The sequence below is a fragment of the Nonomuraea sp. NPDC003709 genome (assembly GCF_040610775.1).
Classification (GTDB): domain Bacteria; phylum Actinomycetota; class Actinomycetes; order Streptosporangiales; family Streptosporangiaceae; genus Nonomuraea; species Nonomuraea angiospora_A.
This window is the reverse complement of the sequence record NZ_JBEXMW010000028.1, coordinates 142,492-161,844: the sequence shown is the minus strand read 5'-3', so window position 1 is coordinate 161,844 and position 19,353 is coordinate 142,492. Positions and strand designations below refer to the sequence as shown.

Genomic DNA, 19,353 nt, shown 5'->3' with positions numbered 1-19,353 from the left:
CTAGTTCTAATCGAATTAGCTAGGCTCCCGAGGGCACTATCCTCCGCAATCAATCAATCACACCGTGAGAAGGCGATTCGCGTGACTTTGAGAACGGATCCGCAAGAGGATGGAGCGGGTGCGGACAGTGTACCCAGGCCCAGTGACGATTGGCCTGGGCTCGGCGACCTGGTCAGAGATGGCATTGACGTCGATCGCAGGGCGCTGCGGGAGACGGCCGAGCAGCTCGTGGTCGATCTCAATGATGTCGAAATCCCCGACTGGTGGGGCGGGAAGAGCTTCAATGCCGGAGATTGGGGCAGGGCCGACGACGTCTCGAGGATCTTCCGATCTTTCACGGATGACTTGTACTGCATTACCAGTGATGCGGTGGTCGAGTGCGTCGTGGCCGCGTGCGGCATTGCCACCGCCGGCCAGAATTACAATATCGCCGAAGAGAACAGTTGGCTCAACAGGCAGTCCTTCTGGAACAGATATCATGACTCCACCTCCACGGTGAGTCCTTATTCGGACACGCCGAGAAGCAGCTGGAGCAGTGTCGAAAAAGGCTATGCCGTCAGCGACCAATATCCGTCGGGATACATCGTCGTCGACTGGAACGGCATCGAGCTGCGTCATGACTACGACAGCCTTGACAAGGAACAGATCAGGGAGCTGTTGATGACCGGCGACGAGCAGTCGATGAGAAACTTTTCCAGTTCCATGACGGCGATCTCCGACGACCTGGGGACGATCGCCGGCAGGCTGCGGTTTCATGCGAATGACGTCAGCTACCATTGGGCCGGTGCTGCGGCAGAGAAGGCGCAGCGGGCGCTGAAGGCGATCCACGACACCGTCCGCCCGCTGGCCGAGATCTACAGCACCATCGGTTCGCTCGCCCGCACGTGCGCGGATGACATCGTGGCACCCGCCAAGGCACGCTTCGATCACGCGGTGGCCGACGAAAACTGGTTCACCGACATCTTTCAGGACGACGACGACGTGTCCGCTCGCAACTACCTGAAAAAAATCGACCAACAATTCTGCGACGAAGTGATTCCACGCTTCCCACAGTCCGCCCAGCTCGGCCTTCCAGGCCTGATCCGCTCAGAGGACCGGCTCATATACTTCACCTAGCACGGCGGCCGCCCATTCGTTGGCTGCCGAAGCGTTCTCATGTTGTGACGCCGAGTAGCTGAAGGCCGTCGGCGGGGTGGCTGCGGCAGTGGTCGGTGGCGGCGGCAATGTTGGTCCAGCCGATCAGGCGGGCCGGTCCGATGGCCGGGTTGCGGAGGCCGGCCATGATCCGGGGTGCGGTGCCGGTCCGGACTCGGCAGGCGTCCTCGCGGTAGGTGACGTCGCGGACGTGGTGCAGGGCCTCGACGCGCCAGTGGCCGCGGATCAGGGCGGCGAGCCGGGCGTGTGTGATTCGTCCCGATGGGAGGCTGGTGACCGCGTGGATCGTGACAATGGTGACGTGCTCCAGGTGCCCCCCAGCCACCCAGCCACGTCATGCCCGCAGGCGCCCACCGGCCGAGAACGCTTCGGCCCTGCCTGCCGCGCCCTTCGGGATATCGAGCCTCGGTGGGGTAGTCGGGGTCGCGTCCGAGGGGTGCGGGGACCGGCAGGTCCCCGCCTGGGGTGTGAGGGCTTGCCCCCACAGGGCGCTGCCCGAGTGCTCCATCGCGCGTAGCGCGTCTCAGTGCGAGGACCGAGCTGTTCCCCCTGGGCCCCCGGGCGTCCCGGCGCTCCCCGGGGGCGCCGAGTTCTCCTGGAGGGCTGTCCCGAGGGTTAGGCGCGGCGGCGGGCGCGGTAGGCGGCCACGTGCATGCGGTTGCCGCACGTGCGGCTGTCGCAGTAGACGCGGGACCGGTTGCGGGACTCGTCGACGAAGACGCGGTCGCAGTCCGGGGCCGAGCAGGTGCGCAGGCGTTCGACCTCGCCCTCCACCAGCAGGTGGGCCAGGGCGACGCCGCAATCGGCCGCCACGTGCTCCGCCAGGGTGGAGTCCGCGGCGAAATAGTGCATGTGCAGCGGGTGGCCGTCGTGCTCGGTCAGCCGGGGGGTGATGCGCGTCTCGGCGAGCAGGACGTTCAGGGTGCGGACCGCCGTGGGCTGGTCCGGGGAGATGAAGACGCGGTAGAACACCTCTCGTACCATCCGCACCTGGCCCAGGTCGCGGGGCGTCAGCTTGGTGACGCCGCTGATCTGGCGGGACTCCACGAACGCCTGCAATTCGACCAGGCCCGCCAGGCCCTCGTCGCCCCCGGTGGAGGGCGAGGTGTTGACCAGCTCGACAACGGTGGCCAAAGAATGCACCATGTCATGGCCAAACGGCATGTTGACTCCTGTCCGCGCCGGGTTCTAGCGTGGTCGCACTGTATCTCCTGCATGGCCGTACGGGGGTTTCTATGAGTGCACATCGCCGTATCGTGCTGATCGCGATCGTCGGTGCGCTGATCATCTCCACCTCCGCCCCCTTGGTTCGGCTCTCAGGTGTATCGCCTGCCACGTCCGCGTTGTTCCGTTGCGCGTACGCCGTGCCGCCCATGATCGTGCTGGCCTGGCTGGAGCGGCGCAGGCTGGGGCCGCTGCCGTGGAAAGGGGTGGTGCTGGCCTGGCTGGCGGGCGTGGTGTTCGCGCTCGACCTGCTGTTCTGGCATCACGCGATCGACTACGTGGGCGCGGGGCTGGCCACGGTGCTGGGGAATCTGCAGGTGTTCCTGGTGGCGTTCGCGGCCTGGGCGCTGTTCGGGGAGCGGCCGTCCTCCCGGTTGATGGTCGCGACGCCGATCGTGTTCGCGGGGGTGGTGCTCATCTCCGGGGTGTTCGACAGCGCCGCCTACGGGCGCGATCCGATCATGGGGGTGCTGGCCGGGGTCGCCACGTCCATCTCGTACGCGGCGTTCCTGCTGCTCATGAAGGCCGGGCCGGCGCGGGCCGTGGGGCCGCTGGCACACGCCACGGTGGTCGCCACCGTGGCGATCGCCCTGCTGAGCCCGCTCTTCGGGGGTGCCGATCTCATGCCGAGCTGGCCGGCGCACGGGTGGCTGCTGCTGCTCGCGCTGGGGCCGCAGGTGCTGGGGTGGTCGCTGATCACGTTCTCGCTGCCGCGCCAGCCGGCCGCGCTCACCGCGTTGCTGCTGCTGGTGCAGCCCATGACGACCGTCGCGCTGTCCGCGGTGGTGCTGGGCGAGCGGCCGTCGGCGCTGCAGCTCGCCGGGTGCGCGGTGATCGTCCTCGGAGTCCTGTACGGCTCCCGCACCCGCACCCGCTCGCCGCAGCCCGGCGAGACGCGCCGGAAAGAGCCGCGCGAGCAGCAGGTGCCGAAGGCCGGCTGACGCCGGTCAGCCCTTGGAGCAGGCGGCGCAGGTGCCGAAGACCTCGACCGTGTGGGTGATCTCGGTGAAGCCGTGCTCGCCGCCCACCGCCTCGGCCCACCGCTCGACCGCGGGACCGGCCACCTCCACCGTGTGGCCGCAGCGGCGGCAGACCAGGTGGTGGTGATGGACGTCGCTGGCGCACGCCCGGTAGACGGACTCGCCCTCGTCCGTACGCAGCACGTCGACCTGCCCGCCGTCGGCCAGCGCCTGAAGGGCGCGGTAGACGGTGGTCAGGCCGATCTTCGCCCCGTGCAGGCGCATCTCGGCATAGACGTCCTGCGCGCTGCGGAACCCCTCGCTCCTGCGGAGGGTGTCGTGCACGGCGTCGCGTCTCGTCGTCATGCGACCTCCTCCACGCGCATCTTCGGTCGCTCGCTCACTGTCGACTCCTGGGTACGGCCTCGGCGTACGAATTTACCGACACCGAGGGCCAGGACGAAGCCTGCGAGAGCAAGAAGCACGATCGCCGCGCCGGGAGGCACCTTGGCCGAGTAGGTGGAGGCGAGCAGGCCGCCCACCGAGGCGAGCACCCCGAACAGCATGGCCAGCCCCATCGTCGTGCGGAAACCCCGGGTGAGCTGCTGGCTGGTGGCCACCGGGATCACCATCAGCGCGCTGACCAGCAGCAGACCCACCACGCGCATCGCGATCACGACGGTGAGCGCGGCGGTGACCGCGATGAGCAGGCTGAGGAAGCGGACCGGCAGGCCGCTCGCCCTGGCCATCTCCTCGTCCTGGCAGAGCACGAACAACTCCCTGCCGAAGACCACGACCACGCCGATCACGGCCACGGCCAGCGCGGCGATGACCCAGATGTCCTGGACCGTGACGCTGGCGATGGCGCCGAACAGGTAGGAGTTCAGCTTGGCGTTGCTGCCGCCCGGCGCGATGCCCATGAGCATGACGCCGCCCGCGATCCCGCCGTAGAACAGAAGTGCCAGCGCCACGTCGCCGCTGGTCCGCCCGCGCGCCCTGACCAGCTCGATGGCCACCGCCCCGACGACGGAGACGATCACGGCGGTGAGCACGGGTGTGGTGCCGGTCAGGAAGCCGAGGGCGACGCCGGTCAGCGCCACGTGGCCGATGCCGTCACCCAGCAGCGCCAGCCTGCGCTGCACGATGAACGTCCCCACGGCGGGCGCGCACAGGCCCACCAGCAGCGCGGCCACCAGGGCGAGCTGGAAGAGCTGCTCCTGGAGCAAATCCATGATCATCGCGGTTCCCTCCGTCGGCCGCCGTTCACGGCGCCTCCCCCTGCCAGCCGGTCAACGGCCCCGCGGCCGGCGTGGCCGCGTGCGGGTGCTGATGTTCGTGGCCCGGCCGGGCGCAGTCGCCCTCCGGGCGCGGCGGCCTGCCGTCGTGCGCGACGCGGCCCTCGCGGATCACCACGCCGCGCGTGATGATCGGCTCCAGCGGCCCCAGCTCGTGCGCGACCAGCACCACCGTCTTGCCGTCGCGCACCAGCCCGGCCAGCGTGTCGGCCAGCAACTGCTGCGTGTCGGCGTCTACGCCCGCCGTCGGCTCGTCCATCACGTACGTGTCCGGCTCCCCGGCCAGCGCCCGGGCGATGAGCACCCGCTGCTGCTGGCCGCCGGACAGCGACTGGACGGGGTCGTTCGCGCGGTCGGCCAGCCGGACGGCCTCCAGCGCGCCGGCCACGGCGGCCTTGTCGGCCGGGCTGGTCCTGCGCAGCCGGCTCTGCCTGGCGATCCGGCCCGAGGCCACGACCTCGCGTACGGTGGCGGGCACGCCGCCCCCGACCTGGAGCCGCTGCGGCACGTAGCCGATGCGCCACCAGTCGCGGAACCTGCCCGGCGGGGACCCGTACATCAGCGTCGAGCCGCCGGTGAGCGGCGTGAGGCCGAGCAGTGCGCGGACCAGCGTCGACTTGCCCGAGCCGTTGGCCCCCAGGAGGGCGACGACCTCCCCTGGGCAGACGGTCAGGTCGATCCCCCGGAGGACGGGCTTGCCATCGAAGGAGACCCGGCCGTCGGTCATCGCGAAGGCCGTTTCGCTCATGCCGTACACCCCAGTGCTGTTTGTAGGGTTTTGAGGTTATCGCGCATGGCAGACAGGTAATCGCCGGAGGGCCGGCTCTCCAGCGGGTCGAGCACGGCGGTCTTCGCGCCCACCTCGTTCGCGAGCACCTCGGCCACCTTGGGGCTGACCAGGGACTCGGTGAAGATCGTGGTCACACCCTCGGCCTTGGCCAGCTTGGCCACCTCGGAGATGCGCGCGGGCGACGGCTCGGTCTCGGGGTCGAGCGTGATGCCGACCTGCTTGAGTTTGTAACGGTCCGCCAGGTAGCCGAACGCCTCGTGCGCCGTGACCAGGGACTTGGTCCTGCACGTGCTCAGGCCCTTGGCGAACTCCTGGTCGAGCGTTCCAAGCGCGCCCGCCGTCTTGGCGGCGCGGTCCTTGTACGCCTGCGCGTGCGCCGGGTCGGCGGCGGCCAGGCGCTCGCCGAGCTTGGCGGCGATGGTGGCCAGGCGGGTGGGGTCCAGCCAGAGGTGCGGGTCGTACGAGACCTCGTGGCCGTGCTCCTCCTCGCCCTCCTCGTGCCCGCTCGCGGGCAGGGTCGTGACGGCCGTGGCGGCGTCGAAGCTCTTGTCGGCGTCGACCGCGTCGTCCACGGCGGGCTGGACGCCCTTGATGTAGACCGTGAGCGCCGCCTTCTGGATCTCGGTCACCTGCTGGATGCTGAGCTCGAGGTCGTGCGGCTCGACGCCGGGGGCGGTCAGGACGGTCACGTGCGCGTCGGATCCTCCCACCTGCTCGGTCAGCCATTGGAGCGGATAGAACGCGGCGACCACCTCCGGCCTGCCCCCTGCGGCGGTCTCGGCGGAGCCGGATCCGCAGGCGGCGGTGGTGAGGAGGGTGGCCCCGGCCAGCAATCCGACGGCGTACGACCGGGAAAATCCTGACATCATGTGAGTCAGTATGCGCCAAAATGAAAATGGTTGTCAAAATCCCCTGGCGCGCAGGGAGGGGATGCCGACGGCACGCTGGGGGCCAGGGGTGCCGTGCGGCATCCCGCCATCACCCCGGTGAGTGTGCGCCGGCCGAGCCATAGCCGGCGCTCGGGGTGATGCTCAGGCGGCGCTCGCCCGTATAGACGTTCATCGAGTCCCCGCGCAGGAACCCGATGAGCGTCAGCCCCTCCTCCGCGGCCAGTTCGACCGCGAGCGACGACGGCGCCGAGACAGCGGCGAGCACCGGGATGCCCCCCATGACCGCTTTCTGCACCAGCTCGAACGAGGCCCGGCCCGACACCATCAGGACGGTCCCGCGCAAAGGGAGCCGGTCGTTGCGCAGGGCCCAGCCGAGCAGCTTGTCCACCGCGTTGTGCCGGCCCACGTCCTCGCGCACGCACAGCGGCTCGCCGTCGGACGTGAACAGGCCGGCCGCGTGCAGGCCCCCGGTCCGGTCGAACACCCGCTGGGCCGCGCGCAGCCGGTCCGGCAGGGCGGCGACGGTCGGCTGTGCCAGCTCGACCGGGTCGTCTCCGGCGCTCCAGCGAGCCACCGTGCGTACCGCCTCCAGCGACGCCTTGCCGCAGACGCCGCAGGAGGACGTGGTGTAGAAGTTGCGCGGCGCGGGCGCCGTCACGCCGGGCGCCAGTCGCACGTCGAGCACGTTGTACGTGTTCCCGCCGTCCACCGTCGCGCCCGCGCAGTAGCGGATCGTGGCGATGTCGTCGGCCGCGCCCACGGCCCCCTCGCTGACCAGGAACCCGGCGGCCAGGTCGAAGTCGTCGCCGGGCGTGCGCATGGTGACCGTCAGCGGCGTCCCGTCGAGGCGGATCTCCAGCGGCTCCTCGGCGGCCAGCGAGTCGACCTTGGGGATGCGGGCGGTGTCCTTGACCCGCAGGATCCGTCGTTTCACCGCGACCCTAGACACGAGCGCTCCCCTCGGCCCGGATGAGCGCCCTAGACATAGCCGTACCCGAAGCGGCCCTTGACGCAGAGGTTGCCCTTGGTCACCGGGTTGTCGTGCGGCGAGCTCACCTTGACGATCTTGTTGTCCTGCACGTGCAGGGTCAGGTTGCAGCCGACCCCGCAGTAGCTGCAGACCGTCGTGGTCTCGCTCTGCCGCGACTCGTCCCAGGTGCCCTCGGCCCGCATGTCGAACTCGGTCTTGAACGACAGCGCGCCCGTCGGGCACACCTCCACGCAGTTGCCGCAGTAGACGCAGGCCGAGTCGGTGAGCGGCGCCTCGAACTCCGTGGAGATCGTCGCGTCGAACCCGCGGCCCGCGACGGCGATGGCGAAGGTGTTCTGCCACTGGTCGCCGCAGGCGTCCACGCACTTGTAGCACAGGATGCACTTGCTGTAGTCGCGCACGTAGAGGTCGTTGTCCACCTTGGCGGGCTGCTCGACCGTGGCCGCGTCGTCGCCGAACCGCGTGGGGTCGGCGCCGTACTCCTCGGCCCACTCGGCGGCCCGAGGGGTGGTCGACAGGTCCACGGAGGAGCCGAGCAGCTCCAGCACCACCTTGCGGCTCTGCCGGGCCCGGTCGGTGTCGGTGCCGACCTTCATGCCGGCCTCGGCCTTGCGGGAGCAGGCGGGGGCCAGCGTCCTGGCGCCCTCCACCTCCACGACGCAGACGCGGCAGGCGTTCTTCGGGGTCAGCGTGTCGCCGTAGCAGAGGGTGGGGATGTCCTTGCCCGCCGCGTGGCAGGCGTCGAGGATCGTCGAGCCCTCCGGCACCCGTACGTCCTCGCCGTCGATCTGGACGTCGATGAGCCGCCGGGGCGGCTGGAGCGGGATCATTTGAACACTCCCAGACGGTCGATGGCCGATTCGACGGCGTTCCAGGCGGTCTGTCCGAGGCCGCAGATCGAGGCGTCCCGCATGGTCTGGCCGACCTCGCGCAGCAGCACGAGATCGGGGTCGTCGTCCCGGCGCGGGAGGCTCGGGGAGACCCGGCGCGACAGCCGGTGCAGGGCCTCCTCCTGCCGTACGGTGCCGACCCGGCAGGGCACGCACTGGCCGCAGGACTCGTCGCGGAAGAACTCCGCGATGCGCAGCAGCAGCCGTTTCATGTCCACGGTGTCGTCGATGACGAGCACCACGCCGGAGCCGAGCGTCGCCCCCGCGTTCCTGGTGCCCTCGAAGGTGAGCGGGATGTCCAGGTCGGTGACGAACGCGCCGGCCGCGCCGCCGAGCAGCACCGCTCTCGTCGTGCCGGTGGTGCCGGTCATGTCCAGCAGCTCGCGCAACGTCGTCCCGAACGTGAGCTCGTACACGCCGGGCCGCTCGACCGCGCCCGAGACGCAGAACAGCTTGGGCTCGGCCGCCGTGTACGCCTGGGGGCCGCGCTCCAGGATCGGCAGCACGTTGACCAGCGTCTCGACGTTGTTGACCACGGTCGGTTTGCCGAACAGCCCCTTCTCCACGGGGAACGGCGGCTTGCTGCGCGGCTCGCCCCGCTGCCCCTCGATGGAGTTGAAGATCGCGGTCTCCTCGCCGCAGATGTACGCGCCCGCGCCCCTGCGCAGCTCGATGTCGAACGACAGGCCCTTGCCGAGGATGTCGTCGCCGAGCAGGCCCCGCGCGCGGGCGGTCGCGATGGCGTGCTGGAGCCGCGCGGTCGCCCTGGGGTATTCGCCTCTGATGTAGAGGTATCCCTTGGCGCAGCCGGTGGCGTAGGCGGCGATCGTCATCGCCTCCACCAGCGCGTACGGGTCGCCCTCCATGATCACGCGATCCTTGAACGTGCCCGGCTCGCTCTCGTCGGCGTTGCAGACCAGGTAGTGCGGGTGGTCGGGCTGGCGTGCGGTGGCGTCCCACTTGCGGCCGGTCGGGAACGCGGCGCCGCCCCTGCCGACCAGCCCCGACTCCAGGACCTCCCGGATGACCCCGGCGGGCCCCAGCTCGAACGCCCTCCTGAGCGCGCTGTAGCCGCCGGCCGCCCGGTAGTCGTCCAGGCTCGCGGGATCGGTCGTGCCGACCCTCCTGAGCAGGGTCAGCCCGTCCTGCCCGGACTGCGGCACGGCCGCCGCCACCGGGGCGTCGCCGGCGACGTCGAGGCTGGGGGTGGTGCCGTTGGGGGTGGGGGAGTCCAGGGTCAGGGAGGCGTTCGCGGGCGCGTACACCTGGGCCTTGGGAGGCGTGCCCGCCTCCAGGGCGAGCGCGGCGGGGGCCCGCTCGCACAGGCCCAGGCAGGGGCTCTCGTGCCACGCCTTGCCGGGCGGGCCGAGCCGCTCCTCCACCCGCCTGCGTACGTCCTCGCCACCCTTGGCCTGGCAGGCCAGGTCGGTGCAGACGTGCAGCACCCGCTTCGGCCGCGGCTCCATGGAGAACAGTGAGTAGAACGTCGCCACCCCGTACGCCTCGGCGGGCGGCACGGTCAGGCGGCGGCAGATGTAGTCGAGCGCGCCCTCGCTGATCCACCCGACCCGGTCGTTGACCGCGTGCAGCGCGGGCAGCAGCATGTCGCGCTGCGACTCGGCGCGGGCGGCCACCCGCAGGTCGGCCTCGGTCCTCCCGCCGCCGTCCCACGCCGACGCGGGCGGCCCGAGCAGCGCGTCGACGGCCGCGCGCTCCTCGTCGGACGGCTCTGCGCCACGGAACCTCAGATCCATCTGATCACCCGGCCTTCACGAGCTTCTCGACGCGTACGGCCGCCGCCTTGAACTCGGCGGTGCCCGCGATCGGGCAGGTGGCCTCGATGGTGAGCGAGTTGGTGTCCACCTCGTCCGGGAAGTGCATGGTCATGAACACCAGCCCCGGCCGCAGGGCGGGGTCGATGAACACCGGCGCGACCACCGACGCGCGCCGCGAGCTGATCCGCACCTCCTCGCCCGCGACGACGCCGAGCCGGTCGGCGTCCTCGGGGCAGAGCTCCACCGTCTCGCCCCGGCGCAGGGGAGAGGCGAACCCGGAGGACTGCACGCCCGTGTTGTACGAGTCGAGCCGTCGCCCGGTCGTCAGCCGCAGCGGATACTCCTCGTCCAGCAGGTCCACCGGCGGCGAGTGGCGCAGCACCGCGAACGGCGCCGGCACGCCCCGCCTGACCGGGTCGCTCTCCCACAGCCTGCCGTGCAGGTAGGGCGGCTCCAGCGAGTCCTCCGACGGGCAGGGCCACTGAATGCCCTGCAGGTCGGCCAGCCGCTGGTAGGTCATGCCGTGGTGCTGGGGCGAGATGGCGCGCAGCTCGTTCCAGACCTCTTCGGCGCCGTCGTAGTGCCAGTCGTGGCCCAGCCTGCGGGCCAGCTCGCACATGATCCAGATGTCGTCGCGCGCCTCGCCCGGCGGATCGAGGGCCTTGCGGACCCGCTGGACCCGGCGCTCGCTGTTGGTGAACGTGCCGTCCGCCTCGCACCAGGCGGCGCTCGCGGGCAGCACGACGTCGGCCATCTGGGCGGTCTTGGTGAGGAAGATGTCCTGCACGACCAGGTGGTCGAGCATGGACAGGCGCTTGATGCAGGCCAGGGAGTCGGCCTCGGACTGCACGGGGTTCTCACCGATGAGATAGCAGGTGGTCACCTCGCCGTCGGCCATGGCCTCCAGCATCTGGGTGAGGTTGAGGCCGTAGCGGGGCTGGATCTCCCTGCCCCACGCGCTCTCGAAACGCGCCCGGATGCCGGGGTCGAGGATGTCCTGGAAGCCGGGCAGCCGGTTGGGGATGGCGCCCATGTCGCCGCCGCCCTGCACGTTGTTCTGGCCGCGCAGCGGCGACAGGCCGGAGCCGTAGCGGCCGACGTGGCCGGTGAGCAGGGACAGGTTGATCAGGGCCCGTACGTTGTCCGTCGCGTTGTGGTGCTCGGTGATGCCGAGCGTCCAGCACAGCTGGGCGCGGTCGGCGCGGGCGTAGGCGTGGGCCAGCTCGCGGATGGCGTGCGCGGGCACACCGGTGACCTGCTCGGCGGTGGTGAGCGTCCAGGGCTCGACCGACTCCTTGAACTCCTCGAACCCGATCGTGGCCCGCTCGATGAACGCCTCGTTGTGCAGCCCGGCGTGGATGATCTCCCTGGCCACCGCGTGGGCGAGGGGGATGTCCGTGCCCACGTTCAGCCCCAGCCACAGGTCGGCCCACTGGGCGGTGCCGGTGCGGCGCGGGTCCACCGCGAACATCCGCGCGCCGTTGTGGATGCCCTTCAGCACGTGCTGGAAGAAGATGGGGTGGGCGTTACGCGCCGCCGAACCCCACATCACGATCACATCGGTGTCCTCCACCTCCTGGTAGGAGGACGTGCCGCCACCACTGCCGAACACCGCCGACAGCCCCGCCACGCTCGGCGCGTGGCAGGTGCGGTTGCAGGAGTCCACGTTGTTGGTGCCGATCACCACGCGGGTGAACTTCTGCCCGACGTAGTTCATCTCGTTGGTGGAACGGGCGCACGACAACATGGCGAAGCAGTCGGGCCCATGCGCGGCGAGGTTGCGGCGGAAGCCCTCCGCCGCCCGCTCCAGGGCCTCCTCCCAGGTCGCCCTGCGCAGCACGCCGTTCTCACGCACCAGTGGATGGGTCAGGCGGTCATAGCTCATGATCCCTCCATTCTGTATACAGGCTACGGTATTCCCCGTTAGACCGCGCGGACAAGGTTGGCGTTGAGGAGGTCGCTCACCGCGTGGATGGCACGCAGCGTCGGCACCTCGGCGCCGGTGAGGTCGGCCAGCTCGACCACCGCCGCGAGCAGCACGTCGAGCTCCAGCGGCTTGCCCTTCTCCAGGTCCTGCAGCGTGGAGGTCTTGTGCTCGCCCGCCTTCTCCGCCCCCTTCAGGCGGCGCTCGATGGAGATCCCCGGGTCGCAGCCGACCCGCCCGGCCACCTCGACGGTCTCCCGCATCATGGCCACGACCAGCTCCCTGGCGCCGTCGTGGCGGCAGATCCCGGCCATCGTCGCCCTGGCCAGCGCGCTGATCGGGTTGAAGGCGATGTTGCCCATGAGCTTGACCCACACGTCTTTGCGCAGGTCGCGCTCCACCGGGCACTTGAGCCCGCCGGCTATCGCGGCCTGGCTGAAGGCGGCGCACCGCTCGGTCAGCTCGCCGTCCGGCTCGCCGATGGAGAAGCGGGTGCCCTCAAGATGGCGGATCACGCCGGGTCGCTCGATCTCGGTGGCGGCGTACACGACGCAGCCGACGGCACGGTGCAGGGGCAGCGCGGTCGTGACCGCGCCGCCCGGGTCGACGCTCTCGATGCGGTAGCCCTCGTAGGGGCCCTTGAGCCCGTGGAAGTACCACCACGGGATGCCGTTCTGCGCGGCGATGATGCTCGTGGCCTCGTGCAGGAGCGGCCTGATCATGGGGCCCGCGGAGGCGTAGCTGTTCGCCTTGAGGCCCAGGAAGACGTGGTCCACCGGGCCGACCTGGGTGGTGTCGTCGGTGGCATGGGGATGGGCGGTGAAGTCGCCTCTGGGGGTGAGCACCCGCACACCGGCGCGCCGGATCGCCTGCAGGTGCTCGCCTCTCGCGATGAGGTGCACCTCGACTCCCGCCCGGTGGAGGGCGGCCCCCACGTATGCGCCGATGGCGCCGGCGCCAAGAACAGCGACCTTCATGCTGCGCTCCGTTCTCGCGTCGGATTTGCATTCGGTATACAGTATGGAAAAACGTGGGTCAAGGAGCATGCCTGTGACCGTTCTTCGGCATGATCTAGTGGTGGAATCGACGACCTGGGTGACCGCGCGGGCCCTCGCGAAGGGGGCCGCGACGCCCCTCGAACCCGCGTCCGTGCTGCTCGCCGACGCTCTCGGCGGCCGCCTCGCCGCGCCGTTGACGGCGCTGGTGGCGGTGCCCGGGGTGGACGTTTCGGCGATGGACGGCTACGCGGTGGCCGGTGCCGGTCCGTGGCGGGTGGTCGGCCGGGTTCTGGCCGGTGGCGCCTGCTACGGGGAGGAGCTGCGGCCGGGGGAGGCGGTCGAGATCGCCACCGGCGCTCCGACGCCCGCGGGGGCGTCGGCGGTGCTGCCGTACGAGCAGGCCGCGGTGGACGGGGCGCGGGTGAACGGCGCCGCCGAGCTCGGGCGGCACATCCGGCGGCGGGGCGAGGACATCGCCGAGGGCGCGGTCGTGCTGGGCGCGGGCGCGGTGGTGACCCCGGTGGCGCTCGGGCTGGCCGCCGCGCTGGGCCACGACGAGCTGCCGGTACGGCCCCGCCCGCGGGTCGCGGTGCTGATCACCGGGGACGAGGTCGTGCACGAGGGCCTGCCCGCGCCGGGCCGGGTGCGCGACGCCATCGGCCCGTTCCTGCCGGGGCTGGTGGCGTGGGCCGGCGGCCGGGTGGCGAGCACCGACGTGCTGCCCGACGGCCGGGAAGCGCTCCGCGTCGCACTGAAGACCGGGGCGGCGGACGTCCTCGTCGTGTGCGGCGCGTCGTCCAAGGGGCCCGCCGACCACCTCCGGGCCGTGCTCGGCGACCTCGGCGCCGACGTGATCGTCGACGGTGTCGCCGTCCGGCCCGGGCACCCGCAACTCCTGGCCCGGCTGCCGGGAGGGGCGCTGGTCGTCGGCCTGCCGGGAAACCCGTTCGCGGCCCTCGGCGCGGCCCTCACGCTGCTCGCGCCCATCCTGCGCGAGCTGGCCGGGATCCCCGTCCGCACGGAGACGTCGGCGCTGGCCGGAGCGGTGCGGGCGCACCCGCGCGACACGCGGCTCGTGCCGGTCCTGAGGTCGGGCCGGGGCGCGGTGCCGGTGGGGCACGACCGGCCGGGTTCGCTGTGGGGGGCGGCGCTGGCCGACGCGCTGGCCGTGGTCCCTCCGGGGTGGGCCGGTGAGCAGGTCGAGCTGATCGAGTTGCCCCCGGGGGGCTAGACAGGCCGAACGGGAGGGAGTAACCATTGCGGTCATACGGTATGCAGTATGCGGAAGACAGCCGACGCCGGAAAGGGTGGCATGATGTCGGAAACGATCTCTGGTGGTCATCTCGTAGCCAAGGCACTCAAGGCCGAGGGTGTGGACGTGATCTACACGCTCTGCGGCGGCCACATCATCGATATCTATGACGGCTGCGTCGATGAGGGCATCGAGGTCATCGACGTACGCCACGAGCAGGTGGCGGCACACGCGGCCGACGGGTACGCGCGCATCACCGGCAAGCCCGGCTGCGCGGTGGTCACCGCCGGGCCGGGCACGACCGACGCGGTCACCGGCGTGGCCAACGCCTTCCGCGCGGAGAGCCCCATGTTGCTCATCGGCGGCCAGGGAGCGCTGAGCCAGCACAAGATGGGCTCGCTGCAGGACCTGCCGCACGTGGACATGATGAGCCCGATCACCAAGTTCGCGGCCACGGTGCCGAGCACGGAGCGGGTGGCGGACATCGTGTCGATGGCCTTCCGCGAGTGCTACCACGGCGCTCCGGGCCCGTCGTTCCTGGAGATCCCGCGCGACGTGCTCGACGCGAAGGTCCCCTTGGAGAAGGCGCGCATCCCCAAGGCCGGGCACTACCGGGCCTCGACCCGCCAGCAGGGCGACCCCGAGGCGATCGAGCGGCTGGCCGACATGCTGGCGCACGCGGAGAAGCCGTGCATCCTGCTCGGGAGCCAGGTGTGGACGTGCCGGGCCACGGACGCCGCGATCGACTTCGTCCGGGCCCTGAACGTGCCCGCGTACATGAACGGCTCGGGCCGCGGCACGCTCCCGCCCGGCGACCCGCACCACTTCCAGCTCAGCCGCAGGTACGCCTTCACCAACGCCGACCTGATCATCATCGTCGGCACCCCGTTCGACTTCCGGATGGGCTACGGCAAACGCCTTTCGCCGACCGCCGCCGTGGTCCAGATCGACCTCGACTACCGCACGGTCGGCAAGAACCGCGACATCGACCTGGGGATCGTCGGCGACGCCGGCCTCGTCCTCGCGGCGGCGGCCCAGGCCGCCAGCGGCCGCATCGAGAACGCGGTCACCAAGCGCAAGGAGTGGATGGACGAGCTGCGCGCGGTCGAGACCCAGGCGTACGAGAAGCGTCTGCCCCGCCAGCTCTCCGGCGCCCAGCCCATCGACCCCTACCGCCTGGTCCACGAGATCAACGAGTTCCTCACCGAGGACACGATCTACATCGGCGACGGCGGCGACATCGTCACCTTCTCGGGCCAGGTCGTGCAGCCCAAGTCGCCCGGCCACTGGATGGACCCGGGACCGCTCGGCACGCTCGGCGTCGGCATGGCGTTCGCGATGGCGGCCAAGCAGGCGCGGCGCGACAAGGAGGTGCTCTGCCTGTTCGGCGACGGCGCCTTCAGCCTGACCGGCTGGGACTTCGAGACCATGGTCCGCTTCGACCTGCCGTTCATCGGGGTCATCGGCAACAACTCGTCCATGAACCAGATCAGGTACGGCCAGGCCGCCAAGTACGGCGAGGACCGCGCCCGCGTCGGCAACACCCTCGGCGACATCCGCTACGGCGACTTCGCCAAGCTGCTCGGCGGCCACGGCGAGGAGGTGCGCGACCCGGCCGAGATCCGCCCCGCGCTGGAGCGGGCCAGGGAGTCGGGCAAGCCGTCGCTGATCAACGTGTGGGTCGATCCAGAGGTCTACGCCCCCGGAACCATGAACCAGACGATGTACAAGTAGGGGAGCGCCAACATGAAGGCTCTCGAAGGTGTCCGCGTCCTCGACATGACCCACGTCCAGTCGGGCCCGTCCTGCACCCAGCTGCTCGCCTGGCTGGGCGCGGACGTCGTCAAGCTGGAGGCCCCGACCGGCGACATCACCCGGCAGCAGCTCCGCGATCTCCCGGACGTCGACAGCCTCTATTTCACGATGCTCAACTGCAACAAGCGCAGCATCACCCTCAACATGAAGAGCGAGCGCGGCAAGGAGATCTTCACCGACCTGGTGAGGAGCGCCGACATCCTGGTCGAGAACTTCGGCCCGGGCGCCGTCGACCGCATGGGCTTCACCTGGGACCGTCTCCAGGAGCTCAACCCGCGCCTGATCTACGCCTCGATCAAGGGCTTCGGCACCGGCAGGTACGCCAAGTTCAAGGCGTACGAGGTGATCGCCCAGGCCATGGGCGGCTCGATGACCTCCACCGGCTTCGAGGAGGGCCCGCCGCTGGCCACCGGGGCGCAGATCGGCGACTCGGGCACCGGCATCCACGCGGTTGCCGGCATCCTGGCCGCCCTCTACCAGCGCCAGCAGACCGGCCGCGGGCAGCGCGTACAGGTGGCCATGCAGCACGCCGTGCTGAACCTGTGCCGCGTCAAGCTCCGCGACCAGCAGCGCCTGGCGCACGGCCCGCTGCGCGAGTACCCGAACAAGACGTTCGGCGACGAGGTGCCCCGCTCGGGCAACGCCAGCGGCGGCGGCCAGCCCGGCTGGGCGGTGCGCTGCGCGCCCGGCGGACCCAACGACTACATCTACGTGATCGTGCAGCCGGTCGGCTGGAAGCCCATCTCGAACATCATCGGCCGCCCCGAGCTGGCCGAGGACCCCGAGTGGGCGACGCCCGAGGCGCGGCTGCCGAAGCTGGACAAGATGTTCCAGCTCATCGAGGAGTGGACGATCCGCCACGACAAGTGGACGGTCCTCGACCGGCTCAACGCCGAGAACATCCCGTGCGGGCCGATCCTGTCCACCAAGGAGCTGGTCCAGGACGAGAGCCTGCGCGAGGAGGGCATCGTCGTCACGGTCGACCACCCGGAGCGCGGCGAGTTCGTGACCGTCGGCAGCCCGCTGCAGCTGTCGGACTCCCCGGTCGACGTCCGCACCCCGCCCCTGCTCGGCGAGCACAACCAGGAGATCTACGGCGAGCTCGGCGTCAGCGCGGACGAGCTGGCCCAACTGAAGACGAACGGAGTCATCTAGTGGAGCGGCGAGTAGGGTCCGACAGCGGCAGCTTGCGTAACCAGGGAGGACCCGTAGGGAGCGCGACCATGGGCGCAGTCAGGGAAGTCATCGAGAAGGCGCTCGCCGAGGGCCGCACGGCCCTGACCGCCCCCGAGGGGCGCAAGATCTGCGAGGAGTACGGCATCGCCACCCCGGGCGAGGGCCTGGCCACCTCGGCCGACGAGGCGGTCTCCGTCGCCGAGCGCATCGGCCTCCCGGTCGTCCTGAAGATCGTCTCCCCCGACATCCTGCACAAGACGGACGCGGGCGGCGTGCTGGTCGGCCTGAAGAGCGCGGAGGAGGTCCGCGCGGGCTACGACACGATCCTCGCCAACGCCCGCGCGTACAACGCCGACGCCGCCATCGACGGCGTCCAGGTGCAGCAGCTCGTCGGCGGCGGCCACGAGGTCATCGTCGGCGCCGTCACCGATCCCACGTTCGGCAAGGTCATCGCGTTCGGGCTGGGCGGCGTCCTGGTGGAGGTGCTCAAGGATGTGACCTTCCGGCTCGCCCCCGTCTCGGGAGAAGATGCGCTTGGGATGCTGGACGACATCAGGGCGGCAGAAGTGCTCCGTGGTGCCCGGGGGGCCGAGCCCGCCGACCGCCAGGCGCTGGCGGAGCTGATCGAGCGTGTCGGCCGGCTGGTCTCCGACTTTCCCGAGATCGTCGAGGTGGATCTCAACCCCGTCTTCGCCGACGCCAACGGCGCGGTCGCCGCCGACGTGCGCATCCTCATCGGCGACAAGCCCGCCGAGGTCGCCCGCCTGTCGCGGGAGGAGATCCTCCGGCAGATGACGCGGATCTTCAAGCCGCGCTCGGTGGCCGTGATCGGCGCCTCCGCCGAGACCGGCAAGATCGGCAACTCGGTCATGCGCAACCTCATCAACGGCGGCTACCAGGGGCAGATCTTCCCGATCAACCCCAAGGCCGACGAGATCATGGGGCTGACCGCGTACAAGAGCATCTCGGACGTGCCCGGCGACGTGGACGTGGCCGTGTTCGCGATCCCCGCCAAGTTCGTGGCGCCGGCGCTGGAGGAGACCGGGCGCAAGGGCGTGGCGGGCGCGATCATGATCCCGTCGGGGTTCGCCGAGACGGGGAACGTCGAGGGGCAGAAGGAGATCGTCGAGATCGCGCGCAGGCACGGCGTGCGCATGCTCGGACCCAACATCTACGGCTACTACTACACGCCGGAGAACCTCTGCGCGACGTTCTGCACCCCGTACGACGTCAAGGGCAGCGTGGCGCTGACCTCGCAGAGCGGCGGCATCGGCATGGCCATTCTGGGCTTCAGCCGCACCACCAAGATGGGCGTCTCGGCCATCGTCGGCGTCGGCAACAAGGCCGACGTGGACGAGGACGACCTGCTGACCTTCTTCGAGCAGGACGACAACACCAAGGCCGTCGCCATGCACCTGGAGGACCTCAAGGACGGCCGCGGCTTCGTCGAGGCCGCGCGCCGGGTCGTCAGGCAGAAGCCGGTCATCGTGCTCAAGGCCGGCCGCACCGCGATGGGCGCGCGGGCGGCGGGCTCGCACACGGGCGCGCTGGCGGGCGACGACAAGGTCTACGACGACATCCTGCGGCAGGCCGGGGTCGTGCGCGCGCCGGGCCTCAACGACATGCTCGAATACGCCCGCGCGCTGCCGATCCTGCCCGCGCCCAAGGGCGAGAACGTCGTCATCATCACCGGGGCGGGCGGCTCCGGCGTGCTGCTGTCGGACGCCATCGTGGACGCCGGCCTGACGCTCATGGACATCCCGCCCGACCTGGACGCGGCCTTCCGCGCCTACATCCCGCCGTTCGGCGCGGCGGGCAACCCCATCGACATCACCGGCGGCGAACCCCCCTCGACCTACGAGAACACGGTCCGCCTCGGCCTGGCCGACGAGCGCATCCACGCGCTCGTCCTGGGCTACTGGCACACGATCGTGACGCCGCCGATGGTCTTCGCCGAGCTCATCGCCCGCGTCGTGGCGGAGGAGCGGGCGAAGGGCAACGTCAAGCCGGTCGTCGCGTCGCTCGCCGGCGACACCGAGGTAGAGGAGGCCAGCGAGTACCTGTACGAGCACGGCGTGGTCGCGTACCCGTACACGACGGAGAAGCCCGTGGCGGTCCTCGGCGCGAAATACCGCTGGGCCAGGGCTGCCGGCTTGTTGCGCTAAGAGCCGAGCGCAACAAGCCGGGTGAGGGGGCTAATCGGGGCGCACGAGGAAGCA

17 protein-coding genes are annotated in these 19,353 nt (G+C 70.5%); 6 read left to right on the top strand and 11 right to left on the bottom strand.

Annotated features, from left to right (window positions below; genetic code table 11):
- Nucleotides 1–1,116: hypothetical protein (locus ABZX61_RS54415; protein ID WP_355208136.1), on the top strand; the 1,116-nt coding region annotated here is incomplete at its 5' end.
- A gap of 37 nt (nt 1,117–1,153) precedes the next feature.
- Here ABZX61_RS54415 and ABZX61_RS54410 read toward each other — a convergent pair.
- Together ABZX61_RS54410 and ABZX61_RS54405 are read right to left on the bottom strand one after the other, a co-directional pair.
- Nucleotides 1,154–1,480 (bottom strand): hypothetical protein, encoded by a 327-nt coding sequence (locus tag ABZX61_RS54410; protein ID WP_355208146.1) that lies wholly within the window; start codon nt 1,478–1,480, stop codon nt 1,154–1,156.
- A gap of 290 nt (nt 1,481–1,770) precedes the next feature.
- Nucleotides 1,771–2,298 carry a CGNR zinc finger domain-containing protein gene (locus ABZX61_RS54405; RefSeq protein ID WP_350725341.1) on the bottom strand — a complete coding sequence of 176 codons (528 nt, stop codon included), beginning with the start codon at nt 2,296–2,298 and terminating at the stop codon, nt 1,771–1,773.
- 92 nt (nt 2,299–2,390) lie between these two features.
- On the opposite strand from ABZX61_RS54405, the gene ABZX61_RS54400 reads away from it, so the two are divergent.
- The gene (locus ABZX61_RS54400; RefSeq protein WP_350725057.1) at nt 2,391–3,320 is read left to right on the top strand and encodes a DMT family transporter; all 930 of its coding nucleotides are present in this window, start codon (nt 2,391–2,393) and stop codon (nt 3,318–3,320) included.
- Nucleotides 3,321–3,326: 6 nt separating this feature from the next.
- Here the strand turns inward: ABZX61_RS54400 and ABZX61_RS54395 are convergent, their stop codons facing one another.
- The 9 genes from ABZX61_RS54395 to ABZX61_RS54355 form a co-directional block, all read right to left on the bottom strand.
- Nucleotides 3,327–3,704 (bottom strand): transcriptional repressor, encoded by a 378-nt coding sequence (locus tag ABZX61_RS54395; RefSeq protein WP_350725059.1) that lies wholly within the window; start codon nt 3,702–3,704, stop codon nt 3,327–3,329.
- Nucleotides 3,701–4,573 carry a metal ABC transporter permease gene (locus ABZX61_RS54390; protein WP_350725343.1) on the bottom strand — a complete coding sequence of 291 codons (873 nt, stop codon included), beginning with the start codon at nt 4,571–4,573 and terminating at the stop codon, nt 3,701–3,703. Before ABZX61_RS54390 ends, ABZX61_RS54395 begins: the two co-directional genes overlap by 4 nt.
- 28 nt (nt 4,574–4,601) lie before the next feature.
- Complete coding sequence (locus ABZX61_RS54385; RefSeq protein ID WP_192791173.1) at nt 4,602–5,381, bottom strand: metal ABC transporter ATP-binding protein; 780 nt, start codon at nt 5,379–5,381, stop codon at nt 4,602–4,604.
- Entirely contained in the window at nt 5,378–6,292 is a 915-nt protein-coding gene (locus tag ABZX61_RS54380) for a metal ABC transporter substrate-binding protein (protein ID WP_355208131.1), read from the bottom strand. Before ABZX61_RS54380 ends, ABZX61_RS54385 begins: the two co-directional genes overlap by 4 nt.
- Nucleotides 6,293–6,401: 109 nt before the next feature.
- Nucleotides 6,402–7,262 carry a formate dehydrogenase accessory sulfurtransferase FdhD gene (fdhD, locus tag ABZX61_RS54375; RefSeq protein ID WP_350725062.1) on the bottom strand — a complete coding sequence of 287 codons (861 nt, stop codon included), beginning with the start codon at nt 7,260–7,262 and terminating at the stop codon, nt 6,402–6,404.
- Nucleotides 7,263–7,291: 29 nt separating this feature from the next.
- Nucleotides 7,292–8,134, bottom strand: a complete 843-nt coding sequence (locus ABZX61_RS54370) for a 2Fe-2S iron-sulfur cluster-binding protein (protein ID WP_350725064.1) — start codon at nt 8,132–8,134, stop codon at nt 7,292–7,294.
- The gene (locus ABZX61_RS54365; RefSeq protein WP_355208127.1) at nt 8,131–9,948 is read right to left on the bottom strand and encodes an NAD(P)H-dependent oxidoreductase subunit E; all 1,818 of its coding nucleotides are present in this window, start codon (nt 9,946–9,948) and stop codon (nt 8,131–8,133) included. The genes ABZX61_RS54370 and ABZX61_RS54365 overlap by 4 nt, the downstream gene beginning before the upstream one ends.
- A 4-nt stretch (nt 9,949–9,952) precedes the next feature.
- Nucleotides 9,953–11,854, bottom strand: coding sequence for a molybdopterin-dependent oxidoreductase (locus ABZX61_RS54360; protein WP_355208124.1), 1,902 nt, complete (start codon nt 11,852–11,854; stop codon nt 9,953–9,955).
- 38 nt (nt 11,855–11,892) lie between these two features.
- Nucleotides 11,893–12,870, bottom strand: coding sequence for a 2-dehydropantoate 2-reductase (locus ABZX61_RS54355; RefSeq protein WP_350725070.1), 978 nt, complete (start codon nt 12,868–12,870; stop codon nt 11,893–11,895).
- A gap of 97 nt (nt 12,871–12,967) precedes the next feature.
- Between ABZX61_RS54355 and ABZX61_RS54350 the strand changes: the two genes are divergently transcribed.
- The 4 genes from ABZX61_RS54350 to ABZX61_RS54335 all read left to right on the top strand — a co-directional run bounded on the left by ABZX61_RS54350 (nt 12,968) and on the right by ABZX61_RS54335 (nt 19,299).
- Nucleotides 12,968–14,122 (top strand): molybdopterin molybdotransferase MoeA, encoded by a 1,155-nt coding sequence (locus ABZX61_RS54350; RefSeq protein WP_355208142.1) that lies wholly within the window; start codon nt 12,968–12,970, stop codon nt 14,120–14,122.
- 48 nt (nt 14,123–14,170) lie between these two features.
- Entirely contained in the window at nt 14,171–15,877 is a 1,707-nt protein-coding gene (locus ABZX61_RS54345) for a thiamine pyrophosphate-binding protein (protein WP_350725072.1), read from the top strand.
- A gap of 12 nt (nt 15,878–15,889) precedes the next feature.
- On the top strand, nt 15,890–17,113 hold the full coding sequence (frc, locus tag ABZX61_RS54340; RefSeq protein WP_355208121.1) for a formyl-CoA transferase: 1,224 nt from the start codon (nt 15,890–15,892) through the stop codon (nt 17,111–17,113).
- Nucleotides 17,114–17,181: 68 nt separating this feature from the next.
- Nucleotides 17,182–19,299, top strand: a complete 2,118-nt coding sequence (locus tag ABZX61_RS54335; protein WP_355208118.1) for an acetate--CoA ligase family protein — start codon at nt 17,182–17,184, stop codon at nt 19,297–19,299.
- Nucleotides 19,300–19,353: the final 54 nt, after the last annotated feature.

What these genes read in the sequence shown, in the direction of transcription:
- ABZX61_RS54400 (WP_350725057.1), top strand. Translation starts at nt 2,391, where the DNA reads ATGAGTGCACATCGCCGTATCGTGCTGATCGCGATCGTCGGTGCGCTG.
- frc (WP_355208121.1), top strand. Translation starts at nt 15,890, where the DNA reads ATGAAGGCTCTCGAAGGTGTCCGCGTCCTCGACATGACCCACGTCCAG.
- ABZX61_RS54365 (WP_355208127.1), bottom strand. Translation starts at nt 9,948, where the DNA reads ATGGATCTGAGGTTCCGTGGCGCAGAGCCGTCCGACGAGGAGCGCGCG.
- ABZX61_RS54370 (WP_350725064.1), bottom strand. Translation starts at nt 8,134, where the DNA reads ATGATCCCGCTCCAGCCGCCCCGGCGGCTCATCGACGTCCAGATCGAC.
- ABZX61_RS54395 (WP_350725059.1), bottom strand. Translation starts at nt 3,704, where the DNA reads ATGACGACGAGACGCGACGCCGTGCACGACACCCTCCGCAGGAGCGAG.
- ABZX61_RS54335 (WP_355208118.1), top strand. Translation starts at nt 17,182, where the DNA reads ATGGGCGCAGTCAGGGAAGTCATCGAGAAGGCGCTCGCCGAGGGCCGC.
- ABZX61_RS54360 (WP_355208124.1), bottom strand. Translation starts at nt 11,854, where the DNA reads ATGAGCTATGACCGCCTGACCCATCCACTGGTGCGTGAGAACGGCGTG.
- ABZX61_RS54380 (WP_355208131.1), bottom strand. Translation starts at nt 6,292, where the DNA reads ATGATGTCAGGATTTTCCCGGTCGTACGCCGTCGGATTGCTGGCCGGG.
- ABZX61_RS54385 (WP_192791173.1), bottom strand. Translation starts at nt 5,381, where the DNA reads ATGAGCGAAACGGCCTTCGCGATGACCGACGGCCGGGTCTCCTTCGAT.
- ABZX61_RS54355 (WP_350725070.1), bottom strand. Translation starts at nt 12,870, where the DNA reads ATGAAGGTCGCTGTTCTTGGCGCCGGCGCCATCGGCGCATACGTGGGG.
- ABZX61_RS54345 (WP_350725072.1), top strand. Translation starts at nt 14,171, where the DNA reads ATGCGGAAGACAGCCGACGCCGGAAAGGGTGGCATGATGTCGGAAACG.